Here is a 15,250-nt window from a genome sequence, read left to right on the forward strand (position 1 = left end):
GGCCAAATGCGAGAAACCGACGAAAGAGAAAACACGGAACTTGACCACCACCTGACCAGTCCAACATCATCTAAGCCGGGTCAGTTCTTGATGGAAATCCTGGGTCAGCTCTCAGTGGAAATCAACAGCTGCACGAAGACGGCTTGATCGGCCGTAGGTACAGCGAGGACGAAGCCGTCGACATAGCCGAAAGCGCCGCCAGGACCCTCGTCGACCACCGGCTCGAACCCGCCGAAGATCATCCGCTTACCGTCGAAGGCCATGTCGGAAATGTCCATACGGGGGTCGGCCATCATTGCCGTCTCTGCGGCATCCTTGGTCACCTTGTCCGGCCAGGCGATCCATCCGAACGCGATGAGCTCGCCGTCCTTTGCCGCAACGGAGCGATGGAAGTCGGTCACCTCGCCCTTCGGCACATCGTCGCCGACCGCATCGATGACGCTCTTAGCGCCGAACTCGCGAAAGAAGGGGGCAGCCTTCTCCGCCTGTTCCACAAAGCGCTCGCGGTTCGATCCCTCGACGGGGATCACGCATCCCATGACGTATGCCATCGGCGTCTCCTTCTGTTCGGGCAATGGGGGGGTTGGACGGGTTGCTCAGGGCAGACCCTTTTCGAGGTCCGCGACGATGAGGACCGCCGACCTGAGCCCGCGGGTCGTACCTGACCGTCTGCCGGAGGACAGGCGTGTTCGGCTAGCGGCAGGAGGTCCGCGTCGCGGGAGAACTTGCCTGCTCTGACATTCAGCGCAGCCTGAGGTCGCAAGCGAAGCCTGCTATAGCGGCCGCAGCCAGTTGTCGATGGTAACGAAAGCGAGCCCGCGAGGAAATCCGGGTTCATCATCTTGCCTCCGCCTCGGCGTTTGTTCCAGGCATCTCATTGATATGGAGGATGTTGCCGTCTGGGTCCTTGAACCAGACCATTTTCATGCCGTCTGAATAGTGGATACCGTCGCGGTAGGTGGCGCCTTCCATCTCATAGCGCTCGAAGGCAACGCCCTTCTGAACCAGAGCCGCGACGATGGCCTCGATCTCGCCGGCTGCGTCGAACACCACCGCATTGGCTCGGTTAGTTCCCGCCCGTCTGAGCGGTAGACGACGAGCCGGGTTGGTCCGGTGCGGTAGACGACGACGTCGTCGCCATCCTCGACGGCGGAAAGGCCGAGGGTGGTGCCATAGAAGGCACGGACCCGGGCAATGTCGGAGACGGCAAGAATGGCGGACGAGGTCTTGTGCGAAAGCATAGCAGGTCTCCCTCCCGATCGATTCCCAGAGCCTCTTTATTACGTTGATATCAACGTAAAATGATGTTTGTCAAATGGGCATGGCGGCTTCTCCTTCAGAGGGGCTAGAAGCTGACTGTCTGCATCGGCCCATCCGAGACTAAAGCCGGATGCCCTCCGAATGGCGGCTTTCGGGTTGCGGTCAAAGGAGGCTGAAAGGCCGAGATGGGTCGGAAGAGGACCAATGTCGCTGCCTGACCGCGTGGCCCGCGGCGGTCGCGCCACCGCGAACAGCCTCCGCCCATCACCCCACCGGCCGGAACCGCGCCAGATTGACCCCGAAGCCGAGGAAGACCACGCCCGTCGCGCCCTTGAGGCCGCGCTGGAAGCCGCCGGAGCGGGTGAAGGTGGCGAGGCGGGCGAAGAGGAGGATCACCACGGTGAACCAGGCGACGTTGATCAGCGAATGGATCGCCACCAGCACGTAGGCCGATGCGACCGGGTGGTCGCCGGCCGGGATGAACTGCGGGAACAGCGCCAGATAGAACATCGAGACCTTGGGGTTCAGCCCGTTGGTCAGGAGCCCGTCGAGATAGGCGCCGCGGAGCGAGCGGGCGGGGCGCGCCGGCGGCGCATCGGGCAGGGTCCGCTTCTGCACGAATGCTTCGTAGAGGGACTTGAGGCCGATCCAGCACAGATAGGCGGCGCCGACATATTTCACGATCGCGAACGCCGTCGCCGACTGCATGATGATGACCGACAGGCCGAGGACCGACAGCGTTCCGTGGACCCAGAACGCCGTGAAGAAGCCGGCGACGTTGGCGAAGGCGGCGGGAACGCCGGAGGTCGGGACGGTCCGGGCGATCAGCGCACCATTGGGGCCGGGGGAGGAGACCAGGAAGAACGTCGCCAGGGCGAAGGCCAGGAGGTTCGATAAGCCCATCGTCTCGTCCGTTCCGGCGCCCCGTGCGCGGCGGCTAATGAAGCATGGCGCCGTGGGTCTGCCAACCGGGGAGAGTGGCTGCCGGGTTCGATCCTTCCAGCAAGCCGCCCGGTGCGGCGCGCCCGGCCGGCCGGCCCGATCAGTCCGGAACCGGCTGGGCGACGGCCGTCGAGGGTTTTTCCGACTCGCGCGGCGGCGGCTCGATGGCGTCCTCGCCGGTGATGACCGCGACGACGGCCGCCGCCATGGATTCCAAGAGGGTCAGTTCCTCCTCCGACATCTTGCGCGGGCTCATGTCGAGGAGGCTGAGCGCGCCGAGCACCATGCCGTCCGCCGTCTTCAGCGGGGCGGCGGCGAAGAAGCTGGTCCCCCACAGCCTCAGTTGCGCGTGGTCGGCAAAGCGCGGGTCGCGCTTGGTGTCGCCGACGACGAGCAACTCGTCCTCTGCGACCGCGTAGGCGGAGAGGGCCTGGTCGCGCGGGATCGCCCCGTCCCGCATGCCGGAGAGGTCGATGCTCTTGCCGACGACGTGCTCCTTCGCCGCGCTCAGGACGGAGATCACCGCGAACTTCACGTCGAAGACCGCCGCCGCCCGCTTGCTCAGGGCGTCGAGCTCCTCGCGGGCGTGGCCGTCCAGGATGTTGGTCGCCAGCAGCGCCTCGACCCGCGCCGCGTCGTTCTCCGGCAGGTCCGCGGCCCGGTGCTCGCGGGAAGTCTCCGGCGCGACCATCCGCTGGATGCGCAGGACCGCCTCCTGCACCGTCGTCACCACCTCGTCGGCGCCGAGCGCCGCGATGGCACCCGGCTCCAGGATCGCGGGCGGGGCGTTCCACAGGGCGACGACGATCCGCCTGCCGGGCCAGCGATTGCGCAGCCGCCGGCAGAAGGCCTTGATCGCGGTCGCGGGCTCGCGGCTGAAGAAGCTGATGCAGACGAGGTCGATCCCGTCGAGGTCGAGATCGTTGACGTAGCGGGTGCTGACCACCCCCTCGCGGCGCTCCACGGCGGGCAGGCCCTCCAGCCCCAGCGCATGGACGAGCATCTCGCAGGCGAGGCTGTCGATCTCCCAGCGCCCGCCGATGCAGGCGATCCGGGGCGCCTCGGCCGGATCGATCACCGGGGGATATTCCTCCTTCAGATCGTCGAGCAGCGCGTCCATGCCGTTGAACACACGCTGGCGATGCTCGGGCCGTGCGTTGCTCAGATAGTCCTCGCTGACCTTGCGAAGCACCTCGATGCCGTGGTCGTTGTAGAATTCGACGACGTCGTCGTCCTCGATCGTATCGTCAACGATCTCGATCGCGTCCTCCGGCTTGTCGGCGATCAGCCGCTGGTAGATCCGCGTCGGCACGTCGAGGACCGGGGTCGAACCGAGCAGCGTGTCGAGGAAGCCGAGCTGCGGATTGCCGCGTCCGAGCACCAGCAGGCAGACCGTCAGAGGCGTGGAGAGGATCAGCCCGATCGGCCCCCAGAGGGCGGTCCAGAACGTCGCCGCGGCGATCAGCGACATCGCCGACAGCCCGGTGCTGGTCCCGTAGAGCATCGGCTCGACGATGTTGTTGCTGATCAGCTCGAGGAACAGGATCAGCGCGAGGGTCCAGATCACCATTTCCCAGCCGTCGCCGACAGCGAAGGCCAGCGCCAGCGGGAACACCGACGACAGCAGCGGCCCGAGATACGGGATGAACCGCAGCACCGCGGCCAGCGCGCCCCACAGCAGCCAGCCCGGGACCCCGATGAACCACAGCCCGAGCGCCATCGGCACGCCGTAGGAGACGTTCACGATGACCTGCATCAGGAGATATTTTGAGATCCGCTTGGCGGCATCCTCCAGCGCGTCGGTGGACTGATGCAGATTGCCGCCGAGCAGCCGGATCAGCCGGTCGCGCATGTCGCCGCGGTCGAGCAGGACGAGGAACAGGAAGACGATGACGATGCCGGCGGTCGCCAGCGGCTCCAGCGCCGGGGTGAGCCATTCGAGGGCGGTCTCGAGGGGCTGCCGCTCGGACCCCACCACCTGGACGCGCAGCGGCGGGACGATCTCCGACTCCTCCGTCGCGACTTCCTCCTGCACCGAGTCGACGGTGCGCATGACCCCGTCGAACATGCCCGGCGCGCGGACGCTCTCGCCGACGTCGCGGATCTTCTCGCGGATGGTGGTCTGGTAGGCCGGCAGCTGGGCGCTCAGCGTCCCCAGCTGCGACGCGACGAGGAAGCCGAAGGCCGTGAGAAGCATGGCGAGCGTGAGGATGACGGCGATCACCGACAGAGCCCGCGGCAGCCCGCGCCGCGTCAGCCAGGTGACCAGCGGCTTCAGCGCGAAGCCGATCAGGAAGGCTATGGCCAGCGGCGTGAGGACGTTCTGTCCGAGATACAACGCCGCGACGATGATCGACGTGACGGCCAGCCAGGCCGCGACGCGCACGATGTCGAATGGATCCGCCGCAGCCGGCTGCGGGGTGTCACCAGGCTGTGTCCCGCGCAAGGCTTCCTCCATCGACGGCAAGATCGCCGTGGTCGCGCAATGCCCGCATCGGATCGCGGAGACAGCCACGGACCTCAACTAAGCCGACGGTCGCCTGTTCCGCTATTTCCGCAGGGCGGTGGTCGATTTTTCAAGGATCGATGGGGATAGAGGCGCAAGCCATCAATGGTGGGGATCGCCGCCACTTCGACGGCCAACGGGACCCTGTCAGCGCGCCGCCGTCTCCACTGCCGGCTCGACCGTCACGGCCGGCGGCACGGCGAAGGTGAGCAGCACCGGCAGATGGTCCGACCCGGTGGCGTCCTGCCGCTCGACGCCGACGATCTCGATCGCCTCGCTGGCGAGGAAATTGTCGATCGGCAGGCCGGCATAGGGCGCCAGCCACGGCGTCAGCGGCCGCGGCAGCCAGGTCGGCCCGACATGCAGCACGATGCGCGTGCCGGAGAGCGCCGCATAGCGGGCGAGGGCGGCGCTCCATGGAGTAGCATTGAAGTCGCCGGCGATCAGCACCGGGGCCGGAAGGGCCTGGAGCGTCGACCCCAGCCGCTCGATCTGCTGCCGTTGCCGGCCCGGCCAGGGCCAGCGCAGATGCTGGATCGCCAGCGTCACGGGACTGCCGTTGAAGTGAACCGTGCGGCTCAGAAACCCGTCATAGGCGTTGCAGGTGCCGGGGTCGCCGGGCACGAAATTGCGCCGCGACAGGAGCGCCAGCTGGCCGAACGACGTCGGCTCGCCGCAGTCGAAGCGATGCGGGTAGCGTTCCGCGAGCGAATCCAGCAGCGGGCGCCAATCCTCGCCGGCTTCCTCGAGCGCGATGACGTCGGGCTGCAGGCGGCCGACGAGCCGCAGCGCCCCTTCCCGGTCCTCCGCGTTCCAGCGAAGGTTCATCTGCAGCAGCGTGTATTGCGCCGTCGTCGGCTGGACCTCGGGGGGAGCGGGCGACGGAAATATCGTCGTGGCGACGCTGACCAGGCCGAGCCCGCCGACGATGCCGGCGGCCAGCCCCGTCCCCGCCGCGCCGGTGGTCATCAGCACCATGCCGGCAGCAATCAGCAGCACCGCCAGATGGGCTCTGAAGTGCGCCAGCGAATCGAAGAACGGCACGATTTCGCCGAAGAAGCCGGCGACGAGCGTCAGCACCGCGACGAGGCTGACGGCAAGCAGCAGCGTGCGGACGATGCGGCCTGGTGCCGCCGGGGACTTGCGGATGGCTGCCGTCACTGGAACGCGGTCTCGTGGAACGACCGCAGCTTGCGCGAATGCACCCGCTCGCTCGGCATTTCCGACATCAGCTCGAGCGCCCGCATGCCGATCCGCAGATGCTGCGAGACCTGCCGCTTGTAGAATTCCGTCGCCATGCCGGGCAGCTTCAGTTCGCCATGCAGCGGCTTGTCGGAGACGCAGAGCAGCGTGCCGTAGGGCACCCGGAAGCGGAAGCCGTTGGCGGCGATCGTCGCCGATTCCATGTCGAGGCCGATGGCGCGCGACTGCGACAGGCGCTCGACCGGCTCCTTGTGGTCGCGCAGCTCCCAGTTGCGGTTGTCGATCGTCGCCACTGTGCCGGTGCGCATGATCTTCTTCAGCTCGTAGCCGGAGAGGCCCGTCACCTCCTCGACCGCCTTTTCCAGCGCCACCTGCACCTCGGCCAGCGCCGGGATCGGCACCCAGATCGGCAGGTCGGCGTCGAGCACGTGGTCCTCGCGCACATAGGCGTGGGCGAGGACGTAGTCGCCGAGCTCCTGCGAGTTGCGCAGGCCCGCGCAGTGGCCGAGCATGATCCAGGCATGCGGGCGCAGCACCGCGATATGGTCGGTGATCGTCTTGGCGTTGGAGGGTCCGACGCCGATATTCACCATGGTGATGCCGTGCCCGTCGGCGCGCTTGAGGTGATAGGCCGGCATCTGCGGCAGGCGCAGCGGGGCGACGCCCTCGGGCGGCTCCTGCGCGCCGGGAAGCGTCTCCAGGTCGCCCGGCTCGACGAAGCCGGAATAGCCCATGCCGCCGCGCGCCATCATCTCGCGTGCCAGCATGCAGAACTCGTCGACATAGAAGCCGTAATTCGTGAACAGCACGTAGTTCTGGAAATGCGCCGGCTGCGTCGCCGTGTAGTGGGCGAGACGGTGCAGCGAATAGTCGACGCGCTGCGCGGTGAACGGCGCCAGCGGCATCGGCTCGCCCGGCTGCGGCTCGAAATTGCCGTTGACGATGCGGTCGTCCGTCGCCTCGAGATCGGGCACGTCGAAGATGTCGCGCAGCGGCCGGTCGAGGCGCTCGGCCAGCGAGCCGTCGACATAGGAGCCCTCGGGGAAGGCGAAATGCAGCGGGATCGGCGTGGTGGAATCGCCGACCGTCACCGCTTGGCCGTGATTGCGGATGAGGAGGGCGATCTGTTCGGTGAGATAGCGCTCGAAGAGGTCCGGCCGCGTGACCGTCGTCGCATAACGGCCGGGCCGCGGCAGATGGCCGAAGGCGAGGCGGGAATCGATCCGCGCATGCGTCGCCGTGGCGATGGCGATCTCGGGATAATAGGCCCGGAAGCGGGTTCCCGCCGAGCCGGCTTCCAGCACCGCGGCAAAGCTGTCCGAGAGGAACGCCACCGAACGCGCATAGAGCCGCTTCAGCTCGGCCACGGCCTCGGCGGCGTCATCGTAGTGATGGCGCGGCGCAACGGGAGGCGTCTCGAAACCGGGTTCGCCCGGAGAGGGGAAAAGCGTTGTCATGACATTTGTTTAGCCGCGAGCCATGGCGCGGAGAAGACGACGGCGGCTAGAAATTTGCCCGGGACGGTGTCGGCGGGGTTTCCCGCTCGATCGGGCAGACGATGCCGGTGCTGTACTTGCAGTCTGCCCCGGCAATGGAAGCAAAGGCGCTGCCGGGACGGATCGTCGCGTTCTGGGCGAGCGTGCTGAAGGCGATCCCGAAAAGGGCGATCAGCACGGTCGTGACGGTTAGTCTGGTCACCATGAGCCACACTCCTAGTGCATTTCTGCCACAAATGCACGTCCTCACTGAACCGGGGCTGAACAGCCGCCTTGCCGCTTCGCCCCATGTGAACGCTGCGTCGGCGACTCGCCACCCTTGTCGACGCCCTTGCGACACTAGCTCGTATCCGGACACAATCAATCGCGTGTGACGGTGCCGTTACATGCTCAAGGCGAAGGAACCAGCGATGCAGACCCAGAACGAACCGATCGAGCTCCATTATTGGCCGACGCCGAACGGCTGGAAGATCTCCATCATGCTGGAGGAACTCGGCGTTCCCTACGCGGTCCACTACGTCAACATCGGCGCCGGCGACCAGTTCAAGCCGGAATTCCTGGCGATCGCGCCGAACAACCGGATGCCGGCGATCGTCGATCCGGAGGGGCCGGGCGGGCCGATCTCGGTCTTCGAATCCGGTGCGATCCTGCAATATCTCGGCCGCAAGTTCGGCAAGTTCTATCCCGCCGAGGAGCGGGCGCGCGTCGCGGTCGAGGAATGGCTGTTCTGGCAGATCGGCGGGCTCGGGCCGATGGCCGGCCAGGCGCATCATTTCCGCAATTACGCGCCGGAGAAGATAGCCTACGGCATCGACCGCTACACCAACGAGGTGAACCGCCTCTACGGCGTGATGAACAAGCGGCTCGAGGAGAACCGCTATCTCGGCGGCGCGGAGTACTCGATCGCCGACATGGCGTCGATCGGCTGGGTGAAGCCCTACAAGGACCAGGGCCAGGACATCGAGGATTTCCCGAACCTGAAGCGTTGGTTCGAGGAAGTCATGGCGCGGCCGGCCGTCGCCAAGGGGTTGGAAGTCGGCAAGGCCGAGCGGGAAAAACTCAATCTCGCCGCCAACAAGGACGCCCAGTCGGTGCTGTTCGGGCAACGCTCGCGCGGCTGAACGAAAAAGGCACCCGGGGAGCCTGTCCCCGGGTGCCTTTCACGCCGAACGAAGGGCGTCGGTCAGGCGCGGACCCACACCTGCGTCTTGCAGAAGATGCTGAGGGCGCAGCCGGTGAGATTGAGCTGGTTGCCCTCGATCACCGCCGTGCCCTGATAGGTGCGGTCGTCGCGGGGATCGGTGACCGTCCCCTCGTAGCTGCTGCCGTTGCTGCTCATCTGGCCGGCCGGCTTGCCGGCGTGCTGGCCGGAGATCACCTCGGCGCAGAAGGCACCGCCGCAGGCGCTGACCTCGACGATGCCGCCGCCGGGGGCGCGCCATTTGCCGAGAATGGGCTCCGCCGCAAGCGAAGCCGTCGATAGACTCAAGACCGCCATCGCGGCGAGCGCAAACCTCTTCATGTCGTCGTCCTGTCTGATGATTGGCTTTATTCGCAACGACAATGCGCATCGCGCCGCCGGGTTGCGGCGCGGCCGATCACGCTCGCGGCAAGACCCTTACGGCCGGCGCCAGCTCTGCACGGTCTTGCAGAACATCTCCATCAGGCAGCCCTTGAGATCGAGCGCGTCGCCGCGCACCGTCATCGAGCCCTTGTAGGTCTTGCCGGCGCGGGGATCGGTGATCGTGCCCGGATATTCCGGCCCGGCACCTGAGACCTCGGCGATGCGCTGGCCCTGATAGGTGCCGGTGGCGACCGTCGAGCAGAAGCCGTTGCCGCACGGCGCCACCGTCACGCGTTCGCCGTTCTCGGTCAGCCAGTCGCCGGTGATGGCCTCGGCCGAGGCGGTGCCAGCGAGGCCGAACGAGACGATGGCCGCGAAGGCGAGACGGGCGAGGGTCATGGCGAAAGCTCCTGGCTGGATCGGCCCATGTCGGGGCGCAGTCACCGGAGGGTTTCTCGCGTCAATCCGTTGAAAATGCGACGGAGGACGATGTCCGGTTGGAGGAGTGGCGAGATGTCGCGTGGAATTTGCGGCTCGCCACCCCCCTCTGCCTGCCGGCATCTCCCCCACAAGGGGGGAGATCGAGGCTTCGGTGCCTTGCGAAGTCGCGGACGTTTCGGCCGTCACGATGAATTCAGGCCGCCCCAACCCGCAGACCCGAGGCCCCTTGCGCACGGCGCCTAAGGCCGGGGGCGAGGGGATACGACGGAATAGATGTTGTCGAAGGGCGGCGGCCCGACGACCGTGGAGCCATCGCTTTCGTTGGATGCCAGGACCGCGGCGAGATCCTCTCCCTTCAGGGTGCCGATAAGCCGGAAGGTTCTCTCGAGATTGCCGGGCGAGAAAACGATCAACATGCGGACGATGTTGTCGGACAGATTTCCCCATGCGTGGGGCGTTCCCCGTTTGACGGTCACGGAGTCGCCCGCCGACAGTTCGAAGGTCTGGTCGCCGCTGGTGAGGTGGACGCTGCCTTCCAGAACGACGAAGTGTTCCTCCTCGTTGGCGTGCACATGGAGGGGCACGCCGTTGCGAGGGTCGGCGACGATCTCGAGCATCGTGTAGAGGCCGCCGGTGTCCGCGGCGGAGGTGCGGATGATGAAGCGCTCGCCCGGCGTAACCTCCCACCATTCGCTGCCGGCTGCGGGAGCGGCGGGCATCATGCTTGTCGAGATGTTCAAACGACTGTCCTTCCTCGGATGATTGACACGGCGCCAAGCCTGAAGGCCTCGCGTTACGCCGCGGCTTCGACAGCCGAGTTTGGTGTTTCAATCGCAACCGATAGGTCGGGCGGCGGGACGGACGGATTTCCGGAGGGAGCACAGTGGCAGGCCACCCCCCTCTGCCTGCCGGCATCCCCCCCACAAGGGGGGAGATCGAGGCTTCGGTGCCTTCTGAAATCGCCGGCGTCCCTGACGTTGCTTTAGTCGACGTGATCTCTCCAGAGGCTCGCCACATGGCGCGCCTCTCCAGAAGGCCCGGCATATGGCGCCAGGTCTGGACGGGTGAGCCCCGAGACCGGTCCTATCGATCTCCCCCCTTGTGGGGGAGATGCTGGTAGGCAGAGGGGGGTATCGAGAGGCGCAGCGCTGAAGTGGCGGCGTAAGACAGAGAAGACCCGTTGACCGGCCGGCTGGCCTCCACCCGGACGCGCCAATCATGGAGCAGCGACCTGATTCCGACGCGGCCCCCGGCCGCCCCGCGCTCCTTCAGTCGGGAAGCGCCTGCGCGAGGGAGAGGCCGGCGAGGCGGGCGGTGGCGAGCAGCTGGTCGAGGCTGTGGCCGTTACGGGCCTTGGCGGAGAGCCCGAACATGGTGGTGCTGACGAAGTCGGTCACCCGCTCGGCGTCCGCGGGATAACGGGCGGCGACGTATTGCCGGATCGCCGCCTCCGCGGCGAGGTTGAAGACGAGGGCCGCCGCGCGCGCCTTCGGATCGCTGCAGCGGGTCCCTTCGACCACCACGCAGCCTGCGGCGGCGGGATCGGCGGCGTAGCGGCGGGCGGCTTCCTCCAGCAAGGCGAGAAGACACACGGCAACGGGACGGTCGGGCCGCAGCAGCTCGGCCAACGGAAGCGCACCGGTGTCGGCATAGCGCTCGAGGACGCGGGCATAGAGCCCGGGCTTGTTGCCGAACGCGGCGTAGAAGCTCGGCGGGTTGATGCCGAGCGCCTCGGTCAGATCCGCGACGCTGACCGCATCGTAGCCGCGCGCATGGAAGAGCTGCTGGGCGGTGGCGACGGCCTCGTCGGGATCGAAGCCACGGGGGCGGCCGCGCCGGCGCGGAGTATTTGTACGGTCCATTACAAAATACCTTGACGGGTATGATTTCGAAGATTTATGTAGTGCTCCTTAAGTTAATCGCAAGGAGGGCCCGATGGCCGCATTCGAAGGAAAGTCCGTATTGGTTCTCGGCGGCAGCCGCGGGATCGGCGCCGCCATCGTGCGGCGGTTTGCGGCCGATGGCGCGGCGGTGACCTTCACCTATGCCGGCTCGCGCGAGGCGGCCGAGCAGCTCGCAGCGGAGACCGGCAGCACCGCGGCCCAGACAGACAGCGCCGACCGGGACGCGGTGATCGCGCGCGTCCGCGACAGCGGCCCGCTGGACGTGCTGGTGGTGAATTCCGGGTTCGCAGTCCTCGGTGACCCACTGGAACAGGATCCGGACGCGATCGACCGGCTGTTCCGGGTCAATGTCCACGCCCCTTACCACGCCTCGGTCGAAGCGGCGCGGCAGATGCCCGAGGGCGGCCGGATCATCGTGATCGGGTCGGTCAACGGCGACCGGATGCCCATTGCGGGCATGGCCTCCTACGCGGTCAGCAAGTCCGCCCTGCAGGGAATGGCGCGAGGGCTGGCGCGGGACTTCGGGCCGCGCGGCATCACGATCAACGTGGTGCAGCCCGGGCCGATCGATACCGATGCGAACCCCGCGGACGGGCCGATGAAGGACCTGATGCACAGCTTCATGGCGATCAAGCGCCACGGGCGGCCCGAGGAGGTCGCCGGGATGGTGGCATGGCTCGCCGGGCCGGAGGCCGGCTTCGTGACCGGCGCCATGCACACGATCGACGGCGCCTTCGGCGCATAGCCTGCGGCTTCCAGGGGGACGGTTGGACTCGACGCTCCTGTCACCATGGGTGCGTTGCGCGGAGCGGCGACGACAGGTCGTCAGGAAAGGCGGCAGGCGGGGATACCCCCCTCTGGGCTGCCGCCCATCTCCCCCACAAGGGGGGAGATCGACGCTTCAACGCGTCCGCGAAAACCGAGGGTTGTAGCGGTCGCCGAGGTCAGGTCCGCTCCTTCGGAGCTTCCGCCATGCGCCGCCAACCGAAAAGGATGCGCGGCGCCGACCTCTCGATCTCCCCCCTTGTGGGGGAGATGCCGGCAGGCAGAGGGGGGTGTGTCAGCAGCCCCCCGCGCAAGACGGCTCCGGTTCCAGCCGAGCCGCGCGAACCCCGCCCGCGCTACCCGCGCTCAGATCCGGTTGAGCGTCTGCGAACGGCAGATCAGGCCGCCGAGGACGCAGCCGGAGATCGACAGGGTCGAGCCGGACAGCTGACCCTTGCCGGAATACTGCTTGCCGCCCTTGGTGTAGTCGGTGACCGTGCCCGAGTACTGGCCGTTGCCGGCCGGCGCCATCTGGCCGAAGGTCTTTCCCTTGTGGGGACCGGTCACGTAGGTCAGGCAGAAGCCGCCCGAGCAGGGCGCGATCTGCGCGTCGTAACCGGACGGCATCTTCCACTTGCCCTCGATCGGATCGGCAGCGGCGGCGCCCGTCAGGGCCAGGCCGAAGGCGGCGGCGGCAAACATCAGTTGCTTCATGGATCATTCCTCCCGTTGATGGGGACGCCGGCTGCTCCCGAAGCCGTTGCTTCCCTGAACGTAAGAGTAACCCAACCGCTCGAAAGCGCAACACGGGGCGTGCGGCGGCCGAAGCGGGCAGGTGGAGACTTGCCGATCGATCGGCAGGGTTATCGCCGGGTGAACGACGGATGCGCCCCGGGTCGATCCGTGGATATGATTAGCCGAAGTATTTCAGGGCCTTGCCGGCACATGCTGCAGCGTTGCGGGCGGCCGGCGTTCAGGACCAATTAAGCTCAAACTTTAAGTAGCTCTTCAGCCGCGCCGGTCATTCTTCTGTCCATCGAAAGCCAACGATCAAGAGCGACAGGGACGCGAAGAAACATGGCTCGCATCGATTTCCAGAACTACGCCGACGAGGCCGCCAACGGCGCGCTGTTCGTCGGCGCCGACCTCCTGTTCGATCTCGGCATGCGCGCCGCCTTGGGGCGCGATGGCGCGGTCGACCGCGTGGCGGCGCACATGTATTTCAACCTCGCCGACCGGAAGGGCTGCGAACGCGCCGCCTTCCACCGCCAGGACATGGCGGGGCAGATGACCAGGAGCGAGATCGCCACGGCGCTCCGCTCGGCCCGCGAGTGGCTGACGCGCCACTGACATCAGCGACTTGCCGGCCAATCCTGAATCAGGATCAGAGATCGCTGAGGCTCCCAGCCGCTGTCCGGCTCATGCCGCCTGCGGCGCGCCGACCTCGTCGAGGGCAGCTTCCAGCGCGGTCTCCAGCAGCGCCATATCGGCCTCGGTCCCGACGGTGACGCGGATCATCCGGTCGAGCGGCGCGACGCCCGGCATGCGGATGAAGACGCCGCGGCGCAATACGCCGTCGAGGATTGCCCGCGCACGCACCCCATCGCCGCCGCAATCGATGGCGACGAAATTGGTCGCCGAGGGCAGCGGCCGCAGCCCCAGCCGCGTCGCGATGGCGGCAAGCTGCGATCGGGCCGCGATGATCTTAGCCACGGTGGCTTCCAGATAGGCCTGGTCGGCGAGCGCCGCGACGGCGCCGGCCTGCGCCATCCGCGACACGCCGAAATGGTTTCGCACCTTGTCGAATTGCGCGACGGTCTCGGGCTCGCCCACCGCATAGGCGACGCGCACGCCGGCCATGCCGTAGGCCTTGGAGAAGGTGCGGAAGCGCAGAAGGTTCGGCCGCATCAGCGTGATCGGCGGCATCGCCGAGGCCGGTGCGAGGTCGCCATAGGCCTCGTCCAGCACCAGGATCGTTTCCTCCGGCGTTTCGGCGATGAGCCGCTCGACGGCGTTCGCATCGTGCCAGGAGCCGGTCGGGTTGTCCGGATTGGCGAAATAGAGGAGCTTCGGCCGCACCGCCTTCGCCCGTACGAGTAACGCGTCGATGTCCTCGTGGTCGTCGCCCCGGTAGGGGACGAAGTCGAGCACCGCGCCGTGGCCGGCGACATGGTAGTTGAACGTCGGATAGGCGCCGCGCGAGGTGACGACGCGGTCGCCGGGATCGCAGGCGAGATGCACCAGATGGCCGAGCAGCCCATCGATGCCTTCGCCGACCGCGACGTTCTCGATCCCGATGCCGTGATGGGCGGCGATCGCCTGCTTGAGGTCGTAGTGCTCCGGATCGCCATAGGCCCAGCTCTGCCGGGCCGCCGCAGCCATCGCCTCGAGCACCAGCGGCGAGGGGCCGAAGACGCTCTCGTTGGCACCGAGCCGCGCCTTGAAGCGCACGCCGGTTCTGCGTTCGATGGTTTCCGGCCCGACGAAGGGCACGGTGGCGGGCAGCGAGCGGGCGAGGTCGGTGAAGAGCGGCATGGTCTGGTCCGGCGGTGGCGAGGAAACGGCGGGCGAGGGTGTCAGGCGCGGGCGGTCCGAACGGTGGCGACCCGGCCGGGTACCTCGTCGAGCCGTTCCAGCCCTTCGGCGAACCGCTTGGCATTGTGGACATAATGCGCGGCGGAAGCCCGGAGCTTTTCCGCCGCCGCCTCGTCCAGCGTGCGCGCAACCTTGGCCGGCGAGCCGACGATCAGCGAGTTGTCGGGAAATTCCTTGCCCTCGGTGACCAGCGCATTGGCGCCGACGATCGAGTTCCTGCCGATGCGCGCGCCGTTGAGGATCGTCGCGCCCATGCCGACCAGCGAGTTGTCGCCGATCGTGCAGCCATGGACGATGGCCGAATGGCCGATCGTGCAACCGGCGCCGATGGTCAGCGGAAAGCCCGCATCGCTGTGGAGCGAGCAATTGTCCTGGACGTTCGAGCCTTCGCCGATGGTCATCCATTCGTTGTCGCCGCGCAGCACGGCGCCGAACCAGATGCCGACATCGGCGCCCAGCCGGACGCGGCCGATGACATGCGCGCCGGGCGCAACGAACGCCGAGCCGTCTTCCGGCAGTTCCGGCCTGTCGCCATCGAGGGCGTAGATCGCCATGGTTTCCTCCCGCTTTTTGG

Annotated in this window: 17 protein-coding genes; 3 read left to right on the forward strand and 14 right to left on the reverse strand. The window is 67.1% G+C overall.

Annotated elements, in window-relative coordinates; translation table 11 throughout:
* Window positions 1–104: 104 nt before the first annotated feature.
* The 7 genes from GTW51_RS07830 to GTW51_RS07860 form a co-directional block, all read right to left on the reverse strand.
* A complete protein-coding gene (locus tag GTW51_RS07830) occupies window positions 105–551 on the reverse strand; it encodes a DUF1428 domain-containing protein (protein ID WP_163043364.1) in 447 nt (148 codons plus the stop codon).
* Window positions 552–837: 286 nt separating this feature from the next.
* A complete protein-coding gene (locus GTW51_RS24460; protein ID WP_343033960.1) occupies window positions 838–1,053 on the reverse strand; it encodes a VOC family protein in 216 nt (71 codons plus the stop codon).
* Between the two features lie 471 nt (window positions 1,054–1,524).
* Entirely contained in the window at window positions 1,525–2,163 is a 639-nt protein-coding gene (locus tag GTW51_RS07840) for a LysE family translocator (protein ID WP_163043365.1), read from the reverse strand.
* 139 nt (window positions 2,164–2,302) lie between these two features.
* Window positions 2,303–4,648, reverse strand: a complete 2,346-nt coding sequence (locus GTW51_RS07845; protein ID WP_163043366.1) for an AI-2E family transporter — start codon at window positions 4,646–4,648, stop codon at window positions 2,303–2,305.
* Between the two features lie 207 nt (window positions 4,649–4,855).
* Window positions 4,856–5,869: an endonuclease/exonuclease/phosphatase family protein gene (locus GTW51_RS07850; protein WP_163043367.1), complete on the reverse strand. Its 1,014-nt coding sequence runs from the start codon at window positions 5,867–5,869 to the stop codon at window positions 4,856–4,858.
* Window positions 5,866–7,368: an AMP nucleosidase gene (locus GTW51_RS07855; RefSeq protein WP_163043368.1), complete on the reverse strand. Its 1,503-nt coding sequence runs from the start codon at window positions 7,366–7,368 to the stop codon at window positions 5,866–5,868. The genes GTW51_RS07850 and GTW51_RS07855 overlap by 4 nt, the downstream gene beginning before the upstream one ends.
* Window positions 7,369–7,414: 46 nt before the next feature.
* Entirely contained in the window at window positions 7,415–7,612 is a 198-nt protein-coding gene (locus tag GTW51_RS07860; protein ID WP_163043369.1) for a hypothetical protein, read from the reverse strand.
* A gap of 205 nt (window positions 7,613–7,817) precedes the next feature.
* Here GTW51_RS07860 and GTW51_RS07865 point away from each other — a divergent pair, with 205 nt between their 5' ends.
* The gene (locus GTW51_RS07865; RefSeq protein WP_163043370.1) at window positions 7,818–8,528 is read left to right on the forward strand and encodes a glutathione binding-like protein; all 711 of its coding nucleotides are present in this window, start codon (window positions 7,818–7,820) and stop codon (window positions 8,526–8,528) included.
* 62 nt (window positions 8,529–8,590) lie between these two features.
* Here GTW51_RS07865 and GTW51_RS07870 read toward each other — a convergent pair whose 3' ends face one another.
* From GTW51_RS07870 to GTW51_RS07885, 4 genes are all read right to left on the reverse strand, one after another.
* The gene (locus tag GTW51_RS07870; RefSeq protein ID WP_163043371.1) at window positions 8,591–8,929 is read right to left on the reverse strand and encodes a DUF2147 domain-containing protein; all 339 of its coding nucleotides are present in this window, start codon (window positions 8,927–8,929) and stop codon (window positions 8,591–8,593) included.
* A 96-nt stretch (window positions 8,930–9,025) separates the two neighbouring features.
* Window positions 9,026–9,370, reverse strand: coding sequence for a DUF2147 domain-containing protein (locus tag GTW51_RS07875; RefSeq protein ID WP_163043372.1), 345 nt, complete (start codon window positions 9,368–9,370; stop codon window positions 9,026–9,028).
* Window positions 9,371–9,651: 281 nt separating this feature from the next.
* Entirely contained in the window at window positions 9,652–10,152 is a 501-nt protein-coding gene (locus GTW51_RS07880) for a cupin domain-containing protein (RefSeq protein ID WP_163043373.1), read from the reverse strand.
* A 528-nt stretch (window positions 10,153–10,680) separates the two neighbouring features.
* Window positions 10,681–11,274 carry a TetR/AcrR family transcriptional regulator gene (locus tag GTW51_RS07885; protein WP_163043374.1) on the reverse strand — a complete coding sequence of 198 codons (594 nt, stop codon included), beginning with the start codon at window positions 11,272–11,274 and terminating at the stop codon, window positions 10,681–10,683.
* A 73-nt stretch (window positions 11,275–11,347) separates the two neighbouring features.
* Here GTW51_RS07885 and bdcA point away from each other — a divergent pair, with 73 nt between their 5' ends.
* Window positions 11,348–12,061, forward strand: coding sequence for an SDR family oxidoreductase (gene bdcA, locus GTW51_RS07890; RefSeq protein WP_163043375.1), 714 nt, complete (start codon window positions 11,348–11,350; stop codon window positions 12,059–12,061).
* A gap of 386 nt (window positions 12,062–12,447) precedes the next feature.
* Here bdcA and GTW51_RS07895 read toward each other — a convergent pair whose 3' ends face one another.
* Entirely contained in the window at window positions 12,448–12,795 is a 348-nt protein-coding gene (locus GTW51_RS07895) for a DUF2147 domain-containing protein (protein WP_163043376.1), read from the reverse strand.
* A gap of 363 nt (window positions 12,796–13,158) precedes the next feature.
* On the opposite strand from GTW51_RS07895, the gene GTW51_RS07900 reads away from it, so the two are divergent.
* Window positions 13,159–13,431: a sel1 repeat family protein gene (locus tag GTW51_RS07900; RefSeq protein ID WP_246232784.1), complete on the forward strand. Its 273-nt coding sequence runs from the start codon at window positions 13,159–13,161 to the stop codon at window positions 13,429–13,431.
* A gap of 69 nt (window positions 13,432–13,500) precedes the next feature.
* Here the strand turns inward: GTW51_RS07900 and GTW51_RS07905 are convergent, their stop codons facing one another.
* Window positions 13,501–14,616, reverse strand: a complete 1,116-nt coding sequence (locus GTW51_RS07905) for a pyridoxal phosphate-dependent aminotransferase (RefSeq protein WP_163043377.1) — start codon at window positions 14,614–14,616, stop codon at window positions 13,501–13,503.
* Between the two features lie 41 nt (window positions 14,617–14,657).
* Window positions 14,658–15,230, reverse strand: coding sequence for a gamma carbonic anhydrase family protein (locus GTW51_RS07910; RefSeq protein WP_163043378.1), 573 nt, complete (start codon window positions 15,228–15,230; stop codon window positions 14,658–14,660).
* Window positions 15,231–15,250 lie beyond the last annotated feature (20 nt).

It is taken from the genome of Aurantimonas aggregata, assembly GCF_010500835.1.
Lineage (GTDB): Bacteria > Pseudomonadota > Alphaproteobacteria > Rhizobiales > Rhizobiaceae > Aurantimonas > Aurantimonas aggregata.

Excerpts from the sequence above, each read along its gene's own strand:
- GTW51_RS07870 (WP_163043371.1), bottom strand. The coding sequence starts at position 8,929 with ATGAAGAGGTTTGCGCTCGCCGCGATGGCGGTCTTGAGTCTATCGACG.
- GTW51_RS07865 (WP_163043370.1), top strand. The coding sequence starts at position 7,818 with ATGCAGACCCAGAACGAACCGATCGAGCTCCATTATTGGCCGACGCCG.
- GTW51_RS07875 (WP_163043372.1), bottom strand. The coding sequence starts at position 9,370 with ATGACCCTCGCCCGTCTCGCCTTCGCGGCCATCGTCTCGTTCGGCCTC.
- GTW51_RS07840 (WP_163043365.1), bottom strand. The coding sequence starts at position 2,163 with ATGGGCTTATCGAACCTCCTGGCCTTCGCCCTGGCGACGTTCTTCCTG.
- GTW51_RS07900 (WP_246232784.1), top strand. The coding sequence starts at position 13,159 with ATGGCTCGCATCGATTTCCAGAACTACGCCGACGAGGCCGCCAACGGC.
- GTW51_RS07910 (WP_163043378.1), bottom strand. The coding sequence starts at position 15,230 with ATGGCGATCTACGCCCTCGATGGCGACAGGCCGGAACTGCCGGAAGAC.
- GTW51_RS07885 (WP_163043374.1), bottom strand. The coding sequence starts at position 11,274 with ATGGACCGTACAAATACTCCGCGCCGGCGCGGCCGCCCCCGTGGCTTC.
- bdcA (WP_163043375.1), top strand. The coding sequence starts at position 11,348 with ATGGCCGCATTCGAAGGAAAGTCCGTATTGGTTCTCGGCGGCAGCCGC.
- GTW51_RS07830 (WP_163043364.1), bottom strand. The coding sequence starts at position 551 with ATGGCATACGTCATGGGATGCGTGATCCCCGTCGAGGGATCGAACCGC.
- GTW51_RS07860 (WP_163043369.1), bottom strand. The coding sequence starts at position 7,612 with ATGGTGACCAGACTAACCGTCACGACCGTGCTGATCGCCCTTTTCGGG.
- GTW51_RS07855 (WP_163043368.1), bottom strand. The coding sequence starts at position 7,368 with ATGACAACGCTTTTCCCCTCTCCGGGCGAACCCGGTTTCGAGACGCCT.
- GTW51_RS07905 (WP_163043377.1), bottom strand. The coding sequence starts at position 14,616 with ATGCCGCTCTTCACCGACCTCGCCCGCTCGCTGCCCGCCACCGTGCCC.
- GTW51_RS07895 (WP_163043376.1), bottom strand. The coding sequence starts at position 12,795 with ATGAAGCAACTGATGTTTGCCGCCGCCGCCTTCGGCCTGGCCCTGACG.